20 protein-coding genes are annotated in these 16,508 nt (G+C 38.1%); 1 reads left to right on the forward strand and 19 read right to left on the reverse strand.

Annotated elements, in window-relative coordinates; all coding sequences use genetic code 11:
* Window positions 1-78: 78 nt before the first annotated feature.
* The 16 genes from GSB9_02388 to GSB9_02403 form a co-directional block, all read right to left on the reverse strand.
* On the reverse strand, window positions 79-585 hold the full coding sequence (locus GSB9_02388) for a DUF2480 family protein (GenBank protein ID UKM65817.1): 507 nt from the start codon (window positions 583-585) through the stop codon (window positions 79-81).
* Window positions 586-605: 20 nt separating this feature from the next.
* Window positions 606-941, reverse strand: coding sequence for a cupin domain-containing protein (locus GSB9_02389; protein ID UKM65818.1), 336 nt, complete (start codon window positions 939-941; stop codon window positions 606-608).
* A gap of 25 nt (window positions 942-966) precedes the next feature.
* Window positions 967-1,293: an SUF system Fe-S cluster assembly protein gene (locus GSB9_02390; GenBank protein ID UKM65819.1), complete on the reverse strand. Its 327-nt coding sequence runs from the start codon at window positions 1,291-1,293 to the stop codon at window positions 967-969.
* A gap of 76 nt (window positions 1,294-1,369) precedes the next feature.
* On the reverse strand, window positions 1,370-1,792 hold the full coding sequence (locus GSB9_02391; protein ID UKM65820.1) for a SufE family protein: 423 nt from the start codon (window positions 1,790-1,792) through the stop codon (window positions 1,370-1,372).
* 39 nt (window positions 1,793-1,831) lie between these two features.
* Entirely contained in the window at window positions 1,832-2,260 is a 429-nt protein-coding gene (locus GSB9_02392; protein ID UKM65821.1) for a hypothetical protein, read from the reverse strand.
* Window positions 2,261-2,339: 79 nt separating this feature from the next.
* Entirely contained in the window at window positions 2,340-3,410 is a 1,071-nt protein-coding gene (locus tag GSB9_02393; GenBank protein UKM65822.1) for a zinc metalloprotease, read from the reverse strand.
* 141 nt (window positions 3,411-3,551) lie between these two features.
* A complete protein-coding gene (locus tag GSB9_02394; protein UKM65823.1) occupies window positions 3,552-4,766 on the reverse strand; it encodes a cysteine desulfurase in 1,215 nt (404 codons plus the stop codon).
* Between the two features lie 120 nt (window positions 4,767-4,886).
* Window positions 4,887-6,200 (reverse strand): Fe-S cluster assembly protein SufD, encoded by a 1,314-nt coding sequence (sufD, locus tag GSB9_02395; GenBank protein UKM65824.1) that lies wholly within the window; start codon window positions 6,198-6,200, stop codon window positions 4,887-4,889.
* A gap of 73 nt (window positions 6,201-6,273) precedes the next feature.
* On the reverse strand, window positions 6,274-7,026 hold the full coding sequence (gene sufC, locus GSB9_02396; protein UKM65825.1) for a Fe-S cluster assembly ATPase SufC: 753 nt from the start codon (window positions 7,024-7,026) through the stop codon (window positions 6,274-6,276).
* A gap of 2 nt (window positions 7,027-7,028) precedes the next feature.
* Entirely contained in the window at window positions 7,029-7,445 is a 417-nt protein-coding gene (locus GSB9_02397) for a hypothetical protein (GenBank protein UKM65826.1), read from the reverse strand.
* Window positions 7,446-7,478: 33 nt separating this feature from the next.
* Window positions 7,479-8,927 carry a Fe-S cluster assembly protein SufB gene (gene sufB / locus GSB9_02398; GenBank protein UKM65827.1) on the reverse strand — a complete coding sequence of 483 codons (1,449 nt, stop codon included), beginning with the start codon at window positions 8,925-8,927 and terminating at the stop codon, window positions 7,479-7,481.
* A gap of 16 nt (window positions 8,928-8,943) precedes the next feature.
* Window positions 8,944-9,273 (reverse strand): iron-sulfur cluster assembly accessory protein, encoded by a 330-nt coding sequence (locus tag GSB9_02399; protein ID UKM65828.1) that lies wholly within the window; start codon window positions 9,271-9,273, stop codon window positions 8,944-8,946.
* 109 nt (window positions 9,274-9,382) lie between these two features.
* The gene (locus tag GSB9_02400; GenBank protein ID UKM65829.1) at window positions 9,383-10,450 is read right to left on the reverse strand and encodes a cytochrome-c peroxidase; all 1,068 of its coding nucleotides are present in this window, start codon (window positions 10,448-10,450) and stop codon (window positions 9,383-9,385) included.
* Entirely contained in the window at window positions 10,447-11,202 is a 756-nt protein-coding gene (locus GSB9_02401; GenBank protein ID UKM65830.2) for a hypothetical protein, read from the reverse strand. Before GSB9_02401 ends, GSB9_02400 begins: the two co-directional genes overlap by 4 nt.
* An 18-nt stretch (window positions 11,203-11,220) precedes the next feature.
* Window positions 11,221-12,564 carry a hypothetical protein gene (locus GSB9_02402; protein UKM65831.1) on the reverse strand — a complete coding sequence of 448 codons (1,344 nt, stop codon included), beginning with the start codon at window positions 12,562-12,564 and terminating at the stop codon, window positions 11,221-11,223.
* A complete protein-coding gene (locus tag GSB9_02403) occupies window positions 12,564-13,880 on the reverse strand; it encodes a choice-of-anchor B family protein (protein ID UKM65832.2) in 1,317 nt (438 codons plus the stop codon). The genes GSB9_02402 and GSB9_02403 overlap by 1 nt, the downstream gene beginning before the upstream one ends.
* A 125-nt stretch (window positions 13,881-14,005) precedes the next feature.
* On the opposite strand from GSB9_02403, the gene thiL reads away from it, so the two are divergent.
* Window positions 14,006-15,052, forward strand: a complete 1,047-nt coding sequence (gene thiL, locus GSB9_02404; protein UKM65833.1) for a thiamine-phosphate kinase — start codon at window positions 14,006-14,008, stop codon at window positions 15,050-15,052.
* Here the strand turns inward: thiL and GSB9_02405 are convergent.
* The 3 genes from GSB9_02405 to GSB9_02407 form a co-directional block, all read right to left on the reverse strand.
* Entirely contained in the window at window positions 15,042-15,299 is a 258-nt protein-coding gene (locus tag GSB9_02405) for a hypothetical protein (protein ID UKM65834.1), read from the reverse strand. The genes thiL and GSB9_02405 overlap by 11 nt on opposite strands.
* A 75-nt stretch (window positions 15,300-15,374) precedes the next feature.
* Complete coding sequence (locus GSB9_02406) at window positions 15,375-15,641, reverse strand: hypothetical protein (GenBank protein UKM65835.1); 267 nt, start codon at window positions 15,639-15,641, stop codon at window positions 15,375-15,377.
* Window positions 15,642-15,698: 57 nt separating this feature from the next.
* Window positions 15,699-16,478, reverse strand: a complete 780-nt coding sequence (locus GSB9_02407) for an alpha/beta hydrolase (protein UKM65836.1) — start codon at window positions 16,476-16,478, stop codon at window positions 15,699-15,701.
* Window positions 16,479-16,508 lie beyond the last annotated feature (30 nt).

A 16,508-nucleotide genomic window follows, 5' to 3' on the forward strand; every position in this document is an offset into this window, starting at 1 on the left:
ATTTAGATCATGAGGTAATAATTTTAAACAGACTGCCACGCCAACTTTATTGTATTTCGTTTTCTCGCAGTGACGTTTTTACTTCTTTTTGTAGAGCGGCACCGAAGAGCAGGCCTCACCGTACATAATGGATTTTGCTACGGGTTTTAGTTTGATGGCCAGCATGATATAGGCATTTTCGGGTACGGGTTTTTTAGAACAGCCTTTTATAATAAGCGGTTTGTCTTGAAACTCAGTAACATCTAGATTATTGATAACATCTTGATAAATAGATGTTTCTAAGAGTTCAAGGTCTCCTATTACGACTTTGTTGGCATAAGGCTCCAAATGCATACTGATGAGCATAAACGCCCAACCCGGAATGATGGCATCCGAACTGCAGGTTAGTGCCACAAAACTGTTTTGATACTTCGACCAGTCGTGTTCACTAACCTGATTTCTAAAGTCTTTTTCGCGCAAAACGAAGCCTTCAAAAAGCCAATCTTTTATATCGAAAAGCACACGTTCCCCCTTTGGGTAATAATCCTCAAGGTTTACAGTAACCAATTTACTGTTTGCTACGCGATTGATAATGTCGTCTGCCATGGGTTAAATAAAATGGTGAATTATAGAAAATCTTCGCGAATAGGGTTGAAGCTATCAATCAATCGAACGTTTTCTGTTAAGGTTTGAACCGAATGGTTAAGGTTGGATGCAATCTTGAATACGTCACCTTCGTTTAAAAGGTACTCGCGGTCTTCTACAAATAGTTTTAACGATCCACTTGCTACGTAAGTAATTTGTTCATGAGGATGATTATGTGGAGGATCAGGTTGTTCCATAGGGCCGTTGGTAAAATCGATTACCGTAACCATTAAATCATCTAAATGAACCACTTTACGGTTTAAGTTAGGGGTTAAGGCTTCAAAACCTTCACTGCTTTTTATTACTTCTTTAGACATAATATTATTTAGTTGGTTTTTGTTATCAAAGCATTCCTAATTCAAGTTTAGCCTCCTCGCTCATAAGTTCTTGGGTCCATGGCGGGTCGAAAGTAATCTCTACCTCGGCATTATTTACGGCATCCAAAGATTTTACTTTTTCTTCAACTTCCAAAGGCAAGGTTTCGGCCACTGGGCAATTGGGTGTGGTTAGGGTCATCAGGATTTTTACATCGTTATCTTCATTAACAAATACGTCGTAAATCAATCCCAATTCGTAAATATCAACGGGAATTTCGGGGTCGTAAATGGTTTTTAAAACATTCACGATTTTTTCTCCTAACTCTGCGGTGTCTATGGTTGTTTCACTCATAATTATACTTTTTTTATTTCCGCGAAGGCGGAAATCTCATTTAATAGATTCCTGCTTCCACAGGAATGACAAAACGCTATTTCAATTGCGTTTGGTATGCAATAGCATACATTTTTAATTGTTTCACCATGCTTACCAGTCCGTTGGCGCGCGTTGGTGATAAATGTTCCTTTAAACCAATTTTATCGATAAAATCGGTATCGGCATCAATAATATCCTTTGGGCGCTGATTTGAAAAAACACGGATTAAAATAGCAATAATACCTTTGGTGATAATGGCATCACTATCGGCGGTAAATTCTACTTTATCGTCTTTCATTTCGGCGTGTACCCAAACTTTACTTTGGCAGCCTTTTATAATATTGTTGTCCGTTTTGTATTGGTCGTCAATAAGGGGTAATTCTTTCCCTAAATCTATCATATATTGATAACGTTCTTCCCAATCTTCAAACATGGAAAACTCGTCGATTATTTCGTTTTGGATATCTTCAATACTCACAATAATATATTTTACGCAAAAATACAATAACAAAAGTTGCTATTCAATGTTTTCTGCAATTGATAAGATTTCTTTAACAAGATCAGCGATTTCTTTTGGTGGGTTGCCATGATCAAAACTTTTAGTTTTAAAGGAAGCATCATTAATTCTAATGGTTAAATGGGCTATGGCAGCAGCATCAAATTCAAATTTTTTACTGGGTGCTTTTAGATTGGATATGGTTTTGATATCTATGTATTTTAATAAGTTGGTAAGTGTTTCCCAAACGCGATGATTACACGGTTTTATAATGGGAGAACCGCCTCTGACCTTGATAACGGAAATAATCTTTTTATTGATTTTAATTTCTTTGAAAGTGCCTCTTGACTGAGCCGAGTACTCTATAGCCATTGAATCTTGATGGATTTCAGGTTGTGAGTAACCATTACTGGCTATTGCAATTGATAGTAAGATTAAAATGAGTTTCATGGTAATAGGCTTGTTACAGTGTAAAATTTTAAAAAAGACGCCAATTTTGGCGCCTTTTTTAAAATATATTTAAAATGGGTTAATTACTTACCATTCCTGCTCTAGGACCTCCAGAAGCAAAAATAGCACGCATTCTGTTTCTTTGTCCATCTGTAAACATGTACATACATGCATCATCTGTATAATCCATGTAATTCATGGTCATGTCTGTAGATTTACAGTTTACCGTTGGATAATTTGGGCAACCATAATTTGGGCCGTCTGATGAAGGTGTGTCTTCTACAAAATCATCTTGTCTACATCTACCATCACCCCAAATATGTCGTAAGTTTAAATAGTGGCCAATCTCGTGAGTTGCTGTTCTTCCTAAATTATAGGGAGCCGCTGATCCATCGGGTAGGCTTGAGTATAATAAAACAATACCGTCTGTTGCTGGATCTCCACCTGGGAACTGCGCATATCCCAAAATACCGCGACCAATGTTACATACCCAAATATTAAGATGAGTTTCTGGAGTTATTGGAGGATAGGTAGCTTTTATAGCATCATTTGTTCCCCAAGAAGATTTAGAGTCTTCATGTCTAAAGGTTTCTGTTAAAGTAAAGCTGATATCGGTAATAGTAGCATCATTTACAAAGTTTACTGCTCCAGAAGGAAGTAGGTTTGCATTGGTATTGTTAAAATCAGCATTTAAAACATCTATTTGCGACTGTACTTGACCATCGGTTACATCGTCTGGATTAGGTAACACAATATGTACATAAACAGGAATATTAATTGTATTTAAATCATCAGGAATCGCTAGCACATCAATATCTGTTTCACTGGTGCTTCCGCTACCACCACCGCCAGGATTTTTTGGCCTACCCTTGGTAACAAGGAATTTTCTTGTGTGGTATTCTATGGCATACATTTTTTGTTCCAAACTTGGGTTTTCCCTTAACTGTCTGTTTAAAACATCCATAGTAGAACATGGGTTATAATTTCCTTTGGAATTGGTGGATTTAGCGCTTAAATTATCATTGGAATCCGTATAAACAAAAAAATCACTCATATCAATTTCTTGTTCTTGAGTAATATCCACATCATTGCTATTACATGCTGTAAACAACAATAGAACAGCAGTTATTCTTAAAAAAAGGGTTTTCATTATATAGTAGTTTTTTGGTTCAATTGTACTAAAGTATGGTTTTTTATAAAAAGTTGCCCAAAAACCATTCTAAAGTATAAAGTTCTCGATAAAAAGTACATTTTATTATTCGGGGAATTAAATAAGTAAATGAAAAATGTTTTATGAAAGCATCATTTTAGCCTTTTTAACGCCCTCTACCAAAGCATCAATCTCATCCTTGGTGTTGTAAAATGCGAATGAGGCACGTATTGTGCCCGGGATTTTATAAAAATCCATGATGGGTTGGGCACAGTGGTGACCAGTACGAACGGCAATGCCCATTTTGTCTAGAATAGTTCCTACATCATAGGGGTGGATACCTTCCAAATTAAATGAAATTACCGATGTTTTGTGTTTTGATGTGCCGTAGATTTTTAAGCCTTCAACGGCCAAGAGTTTTTCGGTGGCATATTCAAGTAGCTCATGCTCGTGATTGGCAATAGCATTAAAACCTATGTTGTTCATATAATCTATGGCTGCGCCAAAAACAATACCACCTGCAATGTTTGGCGTACCGGCCTCAAATTTATGGGGCAATTCGGCGTAGGTGGTTTTTTCGAAAGTCACTTCGGCAATCATTTCGCCACCACCTTGGTAGGGAGGTAGTTTTTTAAGCCATTCTTCTTTTCCGTAAAGCATACCAACGCCCGTTGGGCCACACATTTTGTGTGCTGAAGCCACATAAAAATCAACATCCAGTTTTTGTACATCGGGTTTTAAATGTGGACATGATTGTGCGCCATCAATTAAAACAGCTGCACTAAATTTATGCGCTTTATCAATGATATATTCAATGGGGTTGATGGTTCCCAAAGCATTGGAAATATGATTAACGAAAACAAGTTTGGTATTTTTGGAAAGGAGTTTGTCGAACTCATCCATTAACAATTCTCCTTCCTCATTCATAGGGATAACCTTTAAAGTGGCTCCAGTTCGTTCACAGAGCATTTGCCAAGGCACAATATTGCTGTGATGCTCTAAGGCAGAAACGATAATGTCGTCGCCTTTTTTTAGAAGTGATGAAAAGCCATTGGCCACCAAATTAATACCGTGGGTAGTGCCGGAAGTGAAAATAATCTCGTGGGCAAATTGGGCGTTAAAATGGGTTCTTATTTTTTCGCGCGATTGCTCGTAAAGGTCGGTCGCTTCTTGGCTCAATGTGTGCACACCACGGTGAATATTGGCGTTGTAGTTTGAATAATAATCTACAATAGCATCGATAACCTGTTGCGGGGTTTGCGATGTGGCAGCATTATCAAAATAAACCAAAGGTTTCCCGTTTACTTGTCGTGAAAGTATCGGGAAATCTTTTCGGATGTCTTGTACATTGAACATGGCTAATGGGTTAGCCCCGATTGAGGTCTTTCGACTCCGCTCAAAAAAACTCTTATTCCTTTTTAATAAGTGAAGTTAAAAGTTATTGCAGCGGTTATCGGGAAGCTAGTTTCAAAAAAATTAAAGATCAAAACCAATATTTACCCCTAGTTTTTCAGCGATAATTTTGGTGATACGTTGTTTTATTTCAGGAATTTTAACCGAGCTTAACACATCGTTGCTAAATGCAAACATTAACAAACCTTTGGCTTCTTTTTCTGGGATGCCACGCGAACGCATATAAAACAGGGCGCTTTCGTCCAATTGACCAATAGTGCAGCCGTGTGAACATTTAACATCATCGGCAAAAATCTCCAATTGTGGTTTGGTATTAATAGTGGACTTATCGCTTACCAACATGTTGTTGTTGGCCTGAAATGCATTGGTTTTTTGGGCTTCTTTTTCAACAATCACTTTGCCATTAAATACACCAGTAGAATTTTCGTCAAAAATACCTTTGTAATCTTGGTGGCTTTCGCAATTGGGTTCAATATGGTGCACCAACGTATTGTGGTCAACATGTTGCTTATTGCCAATTATAGTGACGCCTTTTAGTGTAGAATCGATGTGCTCGCCTTTTTGGAAAAAATTAAGGTTATTGCGCGTTAATTTACCTCCAAAACTAAAAGTGTGTACCGAAACATGACTTTGCTGTTTTTGGCTGATAAAGGTATTGTCTATCAAAGACGCATTATCGTTATCGTTTTGGATTTTGTAATAATCAACAATACCGCGCTTGTTTGCGAAAATTTCGGTAACGCTATTGGTTAAAACGGCATTATCGGTTAAACTTTGGTGGCGTTCGATGATTTGAACATGCGAATTCTCATCAACAACAATTAAGTTACGCGGTTGAAGCATAGTTGCCGCCTCGTTACCTGTTGAAAAATGTATGATTTGAATAGGCTTTTCAACCAGTTTGTTTTTTGGAATATGGATATAGGCACCTTCTTGTGAAAAGGCCGTATTTAATGATGATAAGCTATCTTTTGTGGCCGCTTTATTGAAATAATTCTCAATAACCAATCGGTATTTCGGTTTAGATAATGCAGCCGACATTAAGCAAACGTCAATCCCATCATGGGTGGTTTGCGATAAGTGTGACGAATACTTGCCATCGATAAATACAATTTTATAACTGTCGATATCGTGAATGAAATACTGTCTTACTTCACTGTATTCCAAAATTCTTTCCCGTTTTGGAAAAACACTGTAGTCTTCCTTTAATACTTTATTTAAAGACGTGTACTTCCAAGCCTCTTCCTTTTTTGAGGGAAAGCCTTTTTCTTCAAATATTTTTATAGCATCACTTCTAAGCCCGTGAACATAAGCGTCTACGTCAACGTCGTTCTCAAAGGCCATAAATGATGATACTAATTTGTCTTTTAATTCCATTTTTATCAGTTTGCAGTCCCAGTCATCAGTAGGCAGTCAAACGGCTTACTTGGTCTGGATACTGATTACTAAACTATGCTTTAACTCCTTCTTTTAACCAATCGTATCCTTTTTCCTCTAATTCGTGAGCGAGTTCTTTAGGTCCGGATTTTACGATTTTTCCGTTATGTAAAACGTGAACAAAATCAGGAACAATATAATCTAACAAGCGTTGGTAGTGGGTAATCACTAGTACAGCGTTATTTTTGCTTTTTAATTTGTTAACCCCGTTTGCCACAATACGAAGGGCATCGATATCTAGACCAGAATCGGTTTCGTCAAGAATAGCCAATTTAGGTTCTAACATGGCCATCTGGAAAATTTCGTTACGTTTTTTTTCTCCTCCTGAAAACCCTTCGTTTAGCGAACGCGATAAAAACTTGCGGTCAATATCAAGTAGTTCTGATTTTTCGCGGATGAGTTTTAACATATCCTTAGCGGGCATTTCGTCCAATCCTTTGGCCTTGCGGGTTTCGTTTATGGACGTTTTGATAAAGTTGGTTACCGATACCCCTGGAATTTCAACTGGGTATTGGAATGACAAAAAGATGCCTTTGTGTGCACGCTCCTCAGCAGCCAATTCATCAATATCTTCACCTTCAAATTCAATGCTTCCTTCAGTAACTTCGTACTCTTCCTTTCCGGCAACCACTGATGCCAAGGTACTTTTTCCTGAACCGTTTGGTCCCATAATGGCGTGCACTTCTCCTGCTTTCACTTCAAGGTTGATACCCTTTAAGATACTTTTGTCTTCAACACCTGCGTGTAAATTGTTAATTTTTAACATAACTACTCTTGTCCTAATTTTATAACGTTATTTTTATCTTCAGAAAGCGGGCTTACACTAATTATTTCTGTAATGTCAACCTTCTTTTCCCAAAGAATTTTATCGTCTTTTTGGTTTGTTACTTTTCCTTTTATTGTTACTTCGACCATGTCGGTCGGTTCGCTTTTGTATTGTTCGGCAATCTTATTCAGCTCTTTTGACTTTTCGGTAATAAATACACCATAGATATCGGCTTTCGTCTGTAAAACAGCAGCGTCATTATAAAACACATATTCGCCTTTTAATAGCATTAAACCATTTTGCGCTTCGGTGTTTTCTTTGTTTTCAATGGAAATTGTTTCTTCTTGGTCCGCTTTTTTTTCGTTTTTACAGCTTAAAAAAACCGCTAAAATCAACGTAACTGAAACTATTTTTCTCATTTAAAGTTCTGTTTTAAGATGCTTAAATTACAATTAGCCAACACTGCCTTCTAAGCTTATTTCCAATAATTTTTGAGCTTCTACCGCAAATTCCATCGGTAGTTTGTTTAGCACTTCTTTGCTAAAACCATTTACAATTATCGCAATGGCCTTTTCGGTATCGATACCACGTTGGTTGCAGTAAAAAATTTGGTCTTCGCCAATTTTACTGGTTGTGGCCTCGTGCTCGATTTTAGCCGATTTGTTTTTTGCTTCTATGTACGGAAAGGTGTGCGCCCCACATTCGTTGCCCATCAATAAACTATCGCATTGCGAAAAGTTACGGGCATTTTCTGCTCTTGAATTAATTTGTACCAGTCCGCGATAGCTGTTTTGTGATTTACCAGCTGAAATACCTTTTGAAATGATGGTCGATTTAGTGTTTTTTCCTAAATGAATCATTTTGGTACCCGTATCTGCCTGTTGGTAATTATTGGTTACTGCTATAGAATAAAATTCGCCTACCGAGTTATCACCTTTCAGCACACAACTTGGGTATTTCCAGGTTACGGCCGATCCGGTTTCAACCTGTGTCCAAGAAATTTTTGAATTTTTCTCGCACAGACCACGTTTGGTTACAAAGTTGTAAACTCCACCTTTACCTTCGGCGTTTCCTGGGAACCAGTTTTGTACGGTACTGTATTTTATTTCTGCGTCATCTAAAGCAATAAGCTCAACTACGGCCGCATGTAATTGGTTTTCATCACGACTTGGTGCGGTACAGCCTTCTAAATAGCTTACGTAACTGCCCTCGTCTGCAATAACCAATGTTCTTTCAAACTGACCGGTGCCGGCTTGGTTAATTCTAAAATACGTAGACAACTCCATAGGGCATTTTACGCCTTTTGGTATGTAGCAGAACGACCCGTCACTAAACACGGCCGAATTTAAAGCTGCATAAAAATTATCTGTTTTAGGAACAACGGTACCAATGTATTTTTTTACAAGTTCTGGATGCTCTTTTATGGCTTCGGAAATACTCATAAAAATAATGCCTTGTTCGGCCAATGTTTTCTTAAAAGTAGTTGCTACCGAAACCGAATCGACAACAACATCCATGGCCACGCCAGCCAACTTTTTCTGCTCGTCTAACGAAATACCAAGTTTATTGAAGGTGTCCAATAATTCGGGGTCTACTTCATCCAAACTTTCGTATTTTGGTTTTTTATTAGGTGCTGAATAGTAAGAAATAGCTTGAAAGTCTGGTTTTTTGTATTTAACATTGGCCCATTCAGGCTCTTCCATGCTTTTCCAAACACGAAATGCTTCCAATCGCCATTCGGTCATCCATTCAGGCTCTTCCTTTTTTACAGAAATAGCACGTACAATATCTTCGTTTAAACCAACAGGAAACGTGTCCGATTCAATATCGGTGTAAAAACCATATTCGTATTCCTTGGTTTTAAGTTCTTCGCGAAGATCATCTTCTGTATACTTCGACATAATTCTTCTTTAAATTTTATAGTGAAAATGATTCGCCACAACCGCATGTACGGTTGGCATTAGGGTTGTTAAACACGAACCCCGTTCCGTTTAACCCTCCAGAATATTCCAGAGTGGTGCCAATGAGGTATAAAAAGCTTTTTTTATCTACAATAATTTTAACGCCATTATCTTCAAATACTTTATCGCCTTCTTGTTGTTCTTTATCAAATTTTAAATCGTATGATAATCCAGAGCAACCCCCACTTTTAACGCCCACACGAATGTAATCGGTGGCAGCGTTAAAACCATCATCAGCCATGAGCTCAATCACCTTCTTTTTAGCTGTTTCAGATACTTTTATCATTGTTTATTATTAATTAGATTAACTCTAAATAGAGTGCAAATATACAATATAAGTCACGGATTACCATACAACCTAACATTATATTAGTATATACTTTTATAGTTTTTTGTTATTGGTTGTTAAAGGCCGAATTATTAATGAATTCGTAATCTGAGAGGGAAAGTAAAAAGGCTTTTAAATCGGTTTTGTCTTTTTCGGAAAGCTCCACGCCGCCTTGTGCAACTTTTTTCATCAAAGGGTCTATGGTACTTGAATTTTTCAAGCCTTCACTGTAATGATTGATGACCTCTTCTAATGTTGTAAACCTGCCATCGTGCATGTAAGGCGCTGTGAATGCCAAATTGCGAAGCGAAGGTGTTTTAAATTTACCGTTATCCGAAGTGTCGCCCGTTATGGCACCTAGTCCCAAATCGGTAAAATTTTCATCCAATCCGTTATTGTGGAATTTATTGTCGGTCCATAACGGATTTTTGTCACTACCATGGCAATGGAAACAATCGCCGCGGTTTTCGTCCAAAAACACATTAAAACCGTTAAGTTCTTCTGGGGTAAGGGTGGTTTCACCTAAAAGGTATTTATCAAATTTTGAGTTTGCCGAAATTAAGGTGCGTTCAAATTGTGCAATGGCTTTAGTTACCATAGTGGAATCGATGTTTTGCGCACCAAAAGCTTTTTCGAATAAATTAGGGTATTCGGGGTGTTGCTGAAGTTTTTTTGTAACCATAGGCCAAGTGCTTGCCATTTCGTTCGGGTCGCTTACAGGATTAAAAGCTTGGTGTTCTAGGCTGAAGGCGCTGCCATCCCAAAAGAATGTTTCATCGTAATTCCAGGCTAGGTTAAAAAGAGGCATTGAATTTCGGTCACCCAAATTGCCGAGGGAGCCATCGCTAAACCTGTCGATATCGGTAAAAGCATTTTCGGGAGCGTGGCAGTCGGCACAGGCTTGTATGTTGTTTATTGATAGAATTGGGTCGAAAAACAATTTTTTTCCTAAGGCAATACCTTCTGCGGTTTGTGGATTGTTAACAGGAATTACGGGTGATAAAATATTATTTTCAAATAATTTAGGGACATTTAATGGGCTTGGTGTAGGTGCGTAGGGTTCTGTGCTGTCATTGGAGCAGGAAAGGCATATAAAAAACAGTATTAGGTTAATATGAAATGCTCTTGTTTTCATTCAATAGATTTTAGTCTAAATACATTTTGTCCGTTTTCAAACATCGTGATTTGAGCGTCAAAATTAGGCATGAGCATGTTATTGAGTTCGTTTAGGTTCCAATTGTTTGGATTTTTAAACCACTCGGCAATATTCATTTCAATATTAAATATCGTGTTATTTGTTATGTTGGCTGCTCCTAAATCCACTTTAAAAAAGGTGTCTTCAAATATTGGGGCTGGTCCTGAGTTGTCAACGGCCCGAATAGCGTGGTAAGCATAGCCAGTTTCAGTTGTTGTGTTATCAATAAATTTGCCTTCCAATTGCATAAAGTGATAGCCACCGCCCAATATTTCGGGGACGTTCCATGAGGCTGAGTTTAGGTCTGGGTAATTGTTGTAATTGGCTTCGTTGTTGAACCCAAAAGTGATTGAAACATTACTGTATTGTCCTGCCGGAATAGTTGATGTTGAAGTGAAATTGAGATTTTTATTATTTGTTACATCAATTAATTGGTAACCGTCCAAAATATATGTTTCGCCCGATGCTTTTTCAAAAGTGATGTTCGAAATTAAATAGCGTAATTTTGTGATGCTCAATTGTTCGCCATTGGCATTAGTAAATTGGATGCTGTTGAAATTTGCGTTGGTCACTTCGGTGCCATCCCAGGTATGGTTAAATTTGAAGCTTGTGATAATCTGTGGGACTTTATCGTCAGCATCTTCACTGCACGATAGCAAAGTGCTTATGCCAATAAAAAGCAGGAATGCCATATTTTTCATATGCTAGATTTATTGTAAGCTGAAAATTAGTAAATCGGAAAAACCTTGGTTTTTGGTAGTGTCTATGTCAGAACTGCTGGATTCTCCAACTGTAATTATGTTTCCGTTGTTTAATTCAATAGCATCATAGGCAAAATCGGTATCAGACCCACCAACGGTTTGTTGCCATTTTAAATTGCCGTTAGAATCAAGTTTTACTATCCAGCTATCATTTTGTCCGTTGTTGGATGCCAGGTTTCCATCGGCACTGCGCGAACTTCCAGCGATAATAAAGCCGCCATCTTTTGTTTTTGAAACGGAGCGTCCAACATCAAAACTGCTACCGCCATAAGTCTTTTCCCAAATGAGTTCCCCGGAAGGCGATATTTTAATCACCCATAAATCGGCAGCGCCATTGTTGAAAGAAACGTCTTTGTCGTTACTTCTGGTGTCGCCAACAACAATGTAATTACCATCGTTAGATTGGGTAATGGCGTAGGCTTCGTCAATTTCACTACCGCCAAATGATTTTTCCCAAAGTAAAGAGCCCATTTCAGAAATTTTAATCACCCAAAAGTCATAAGTGCCTTTATTGTTTTTGATGTCAACATCATCACTGTCGGAAGAACCGACAATAATATACCCACTGTCGGCTGTTTGAATGACGTCGTAAGGTGTGTCAGTAAATGTGCCGCCATAATATTTGCTCCATTCTTTCTCACCAAAAGCATTGATTTTTATGGCCCAATAATCACCACCAGCATGTCTTTTAGCTGTCAATTTGCTGTTGCCCTGGCCTTCTGAAGCGGTAACATCGAGAACACCGGTAAGTAAAAAACCATTGTCATTGGTTAGGGTAATAGAAGTTCCTGTGTCGGCACCAACAAAACCATACGATTTTTTCCATTCAATTTCACCGGTGCTATCGGTTTTAATCACCCAAAAGTCGTTTGCGCCATGATTATCGGTAACGTCGCCATCATCACTTTTGCTAAAACCAATTAAGGCGTAGCCTTCGTCATGTGTTTGAATAAGTTCGTTACCTCTATCGTTGCCGGTTCCGCCATATGTTTTTTGCCATGTTATATTGTTGCTACTGTCAAATTTGATTAGCCAATAATCAAAAGATTCGTTTGATTTATTGGTTATATCGCCGTACATACTTTGTGTGTGGCCTATAATGGTATAGCCACCATCATTAGTTTTAATAATAGCCTTAGCGCTTTCATTTTTTGAACCTCCAAAGGTTTTGATGAGATTTACTTTTTTACCGTTTGAAGTAGCTTTAAATTCTTCGGATTTAGAACAACTGAACACAATACCGATGACTAATAAACAGATGGCATATTGTATATTTTTGCTGAAAGAAAGCATTATATGCCACTTTTTCTGACAATAAACAATCCTCTGTTGATGTCGCTAATTATAATGTTTCCGCTGTTGAAATAAGGATACACACTCCATGCGCCGTTAAAACTCGTGCTGTTGTTTTCGGGGTGCGTGTCAAAATAGCCAATTTCGGTTATGGTTTTTGATTCGATGTCCGAAATATCTAAAACCCGCATGCCTGCAGTGTAACTGGCTTGTAAATACCAATTATTTTTAACGTAGCCATTATGGTCGATAGCGGCCGAATCCCCTAGGTAGTCCATATAGAATTTAGGGGCATCAAGATCGGTAAAATCAAAAACCAAAGTGCGTGTATTGGTGCCAAAATTAATTTCATCCAGTTCGTCTCCTAAAATAAAATATTTCATGTCGTTGGTGAACCATCCTTGATGGGTGTAGCCCACATTGTTGTAACTAATTTTTGAAATTAGAATGGGGTTTGCTTTGTTGGAAACGTCAACAATAACGAGTTCCATTTCATTACTGCCAATTAAAATTTCCTTACCGTTGTGCTCGGTGTCTGGACCATTGTAGGTTACTACTTGTGCGTCATGGGAATACCCTGGAAATCCACCGGCATCAACAGGAGTTGTAGGGTTGTTTATGTCTATAAACAAAGGTCCTCCCGCATAAGTTTCAAGGCGGCTGGTTCCAACAGCATAAGCATAGCCACTACTTTCATTAATTACGATGTTGTGCGCGCTACCAAAACCAGTATATTGGGCGTCGGCGATGAACGTTTCAGGAGGGTTGGTTACATTCCGTAATTTTGTGAGGTCGAATACTTGCATTCCGTGTGAATTAGCATTATCGGCAACAATAAATGCATGGTTGTTAAATACTTTTACATCGCGCCATGGAGAGCTTATTGTTGCCGTTGGTAATACGCCCAAAACACGTGGTGCGTTAGGGTTGCTGATATCGACAAACGCTAGGCCGCTAGTAGTACAAAATAATGCATATTCTTTTTTGGTCATTGGGTCTGTCCACCCCCAGCAATCATTTCCTTCAGAACCAGGGCCTCCAAGTTGTTCAATCGGCACAAAGCCCATTAAATTATAGTCTTTACAGGGATAAATATCTGCAAATCCATTTTCGCAAAATGCTAAAGGTACCGTAACATTGTCATCACAAACATCGCCTATATTATCTTTATCTAGGTCTTCTTGTTCTGGGTTAGGGGTGTTGGGGCAGTTGTCATTACCATCGGTAATACCATCGTTGTCTGCATCAACAGCCTCGTTTATGTTTTCGGTAGGAACAGGTTCAACATTGCACGCAAGGTTTGTTAATAATGCCATTGTTAAAAGCATTGCAACGCACAAAAGTTTTTGGTTTTTCATAGCAAGATTTATAATAAAAACTAAATATAAGTTGTTTTAGTATAAAAATAGTAAAAACAAAAATAGCTTCTTATTTTTGCACCATGATAGAAGACAAAAATCAATCACGGACCCCTTTAAGTGAATATGGCGAATTTGGACTGATAGACCATTTGACCAAAAATTTCAAAATAAAACACAAATCGACTATAAAAGGTATTGGAGACGATGCGGCGGTATTGCAATTTGAAAACAATAATGCTATTGTTACAACCGATTTGTTGGTAGAAGGTGTGCATTTCGATTTGAGTTATATGCCTCTTAAACACTTGGGGTATAAGGCGATAATTGCTAATTTGTCTGATGTGTATGCCATGAATGCCAAGGCGACGCAGGTAACGGTTTCAGTCGCTGTTTCTAATAGGTTCCCGGTAGAAGCCTTGGAGGAATTATATGCAGGCATTGAAATGGCTGTTTCTATCTATAACATTGATTTGATTGGTGGCGACACTACGTCGTCTACAACGGGTTTAATGATATCGGTGACTGCAATAGGAACAGTTGAACCTAAGACTGAAGTTTACAGGAGTGGGGCAAAGCCTAACGATTTGTTGGTAGTAACAGGAGATGTTGGTGCCGCTTACATGGGGTTGCAGGTTCTGGAACGCGAAAAAGAAGTCTATAAAGTGAATCCAAACAACCAGCCCGATTTAGAACCTTACAGCTATATAATAGAGCGGCAACTTAAGCCGGAGGCCAGAAAGGATATTATTAAATTGTTAGAAGATTTGAATGTTAAGCCTACATCTATGATTGATTTGAGTGATGGGCTTTCTTCTGAAATTATCCATTTGTGCAAACAGAGTAAGGTGGGTTGCGATTTGTATGAAGCAAAAATACCTCTTGACCCTCAGGTAATATCTGCTTGTGAAGAATTTGATATTGATAGTACAACCGTAGCCTTAAATGGTGGTGAGGATTATGAGTTGTTGTTTACCATTTCACAAGACGATTACAATAAAATAAAGGCCAATCCTAATTTAACGGTTATTGGTTATATGAAAGAAGCGCAGGAAGGTATGCATCTCATAACTCGGGCGGACACCAAAATTCCAATACAGGCTCAGGGATGGAAAAACTTTAATGCTTAAAAACCAGTAAATCTTCTGGTTTTATTAGGTCTTGTTCGCTAAAGGATCGCATAAGGCGTTTGTTGTGAACACGCTCTAAAACCTCATTAATTTCTTTGAATTTAGGAGTAAGTACTGTTAAACGGCCGTTGCTGTTTGTTGTGAATTCTTTATTGCAGACTTTGCATTTGTATTCTTTAACGTGGTAGGTTACTTGTTTGGTTACTATAATGTCGTGCCCAAATACTTTACATTGAATGCTTCTCATTTTTTTTGCATATTAATTTAATTTTTAGAGAGAGCATTAAATTATTAAAAAGCAATCGAAATGTTAATAATGCGGTTAATAGATCGACGAAGCGAGCGTTTTTTTCTTTAAACGTTCGGTTCGAGCGTGGTAAATTCGTTCTAGGATACTGTTAATTTCCCTAAATTTTGGTGTAAGTTCAATTAAATTGCCATTGCTGTTTGTGGTCAATTCTTTTTTGCAGTATCTGCAGGTGTACTCCTTTACATGGTACGTTACCTTTTTTGTTACCTGATAATCGTGCCCAAAAAGGTTGCAATACATTCTCGGTATGAGTGTAGGTTTGTTAGTAGATTTTTTCATGTTCATTCGATTTAACAGGTTAAATTTAAACAAAAAAATCAAAAACACGATAAAACGCTATATATTTTCGATGAAATGCATTATGTTAAGTAGGAATTTGTCCTTGTTTTCAATATGACTCATATGTCCGTCGGGAAATTCTACAATTTCTACTTCGGCATTTTGTGTTTGGCTCATCAAAGCCTCGTAATCTAATACGGGGTCTCTTCTGCCCAGAATAAGCATTTTTTTAAATGGTGTAAAATGCAGCAGTGCCTCACGATCTTCCCTAATTTTCATACCCTCTAGAGCAGCAACTATACCTTGTAATGGTGTTTGTTGCGCTTCTTTGGTGATTTGTTTTATGGTTTCGCGAAACAACTTTCTGTTTTTAGGTCTAAATAAATTGGCAATCGCCAATCTTATAAAGGTTTTATGGTTTTGCTTCACGGCCAAAATGGCACGGTCTCTGTTTTTCTTTTTTTCGTCAGAATCAGCCCTAGCTGTAGAATTCATCAAACAAAGTCCCCTTAAAGCATCTGGGTTTTTTTCCGCGAAAGCGAGTGCTACATAACCTCCCATAGAATGGCCAATAATGGTGGATTTGCGAATTCGTAACGTTTTAAGAACTGCACCCACGGCTTCTGCCATGAGTTCCATGGTATGCACGTAGCCTAGGCATTCTGTTTTGCCATGGCCCAGTAAATCGATACAAATTACCCGATTTTTTTTGGAAAGCTCTTCCAAAAACGGAAGCCACATGTTGGAGTTTTCTAAAAAGCCGTGCAGTAAAACAAGGGCTTTACCTTTTCCGATATCGGTGTAATAAATGTTGGAGCCTTTGTATTCTAGAATCATGTTGAAATTATCTGATGCAAAGATAAAATC

The sequence above is a fragment of the Flavobacteriaceae bacterium GSB9 genome (genome assembly GCA_022749295.1).
GTDB lineage: Bacteria > Bacteroidota > Bacteroidia > Flavobacteriales > Flavobacteriaceae > Flavisericum.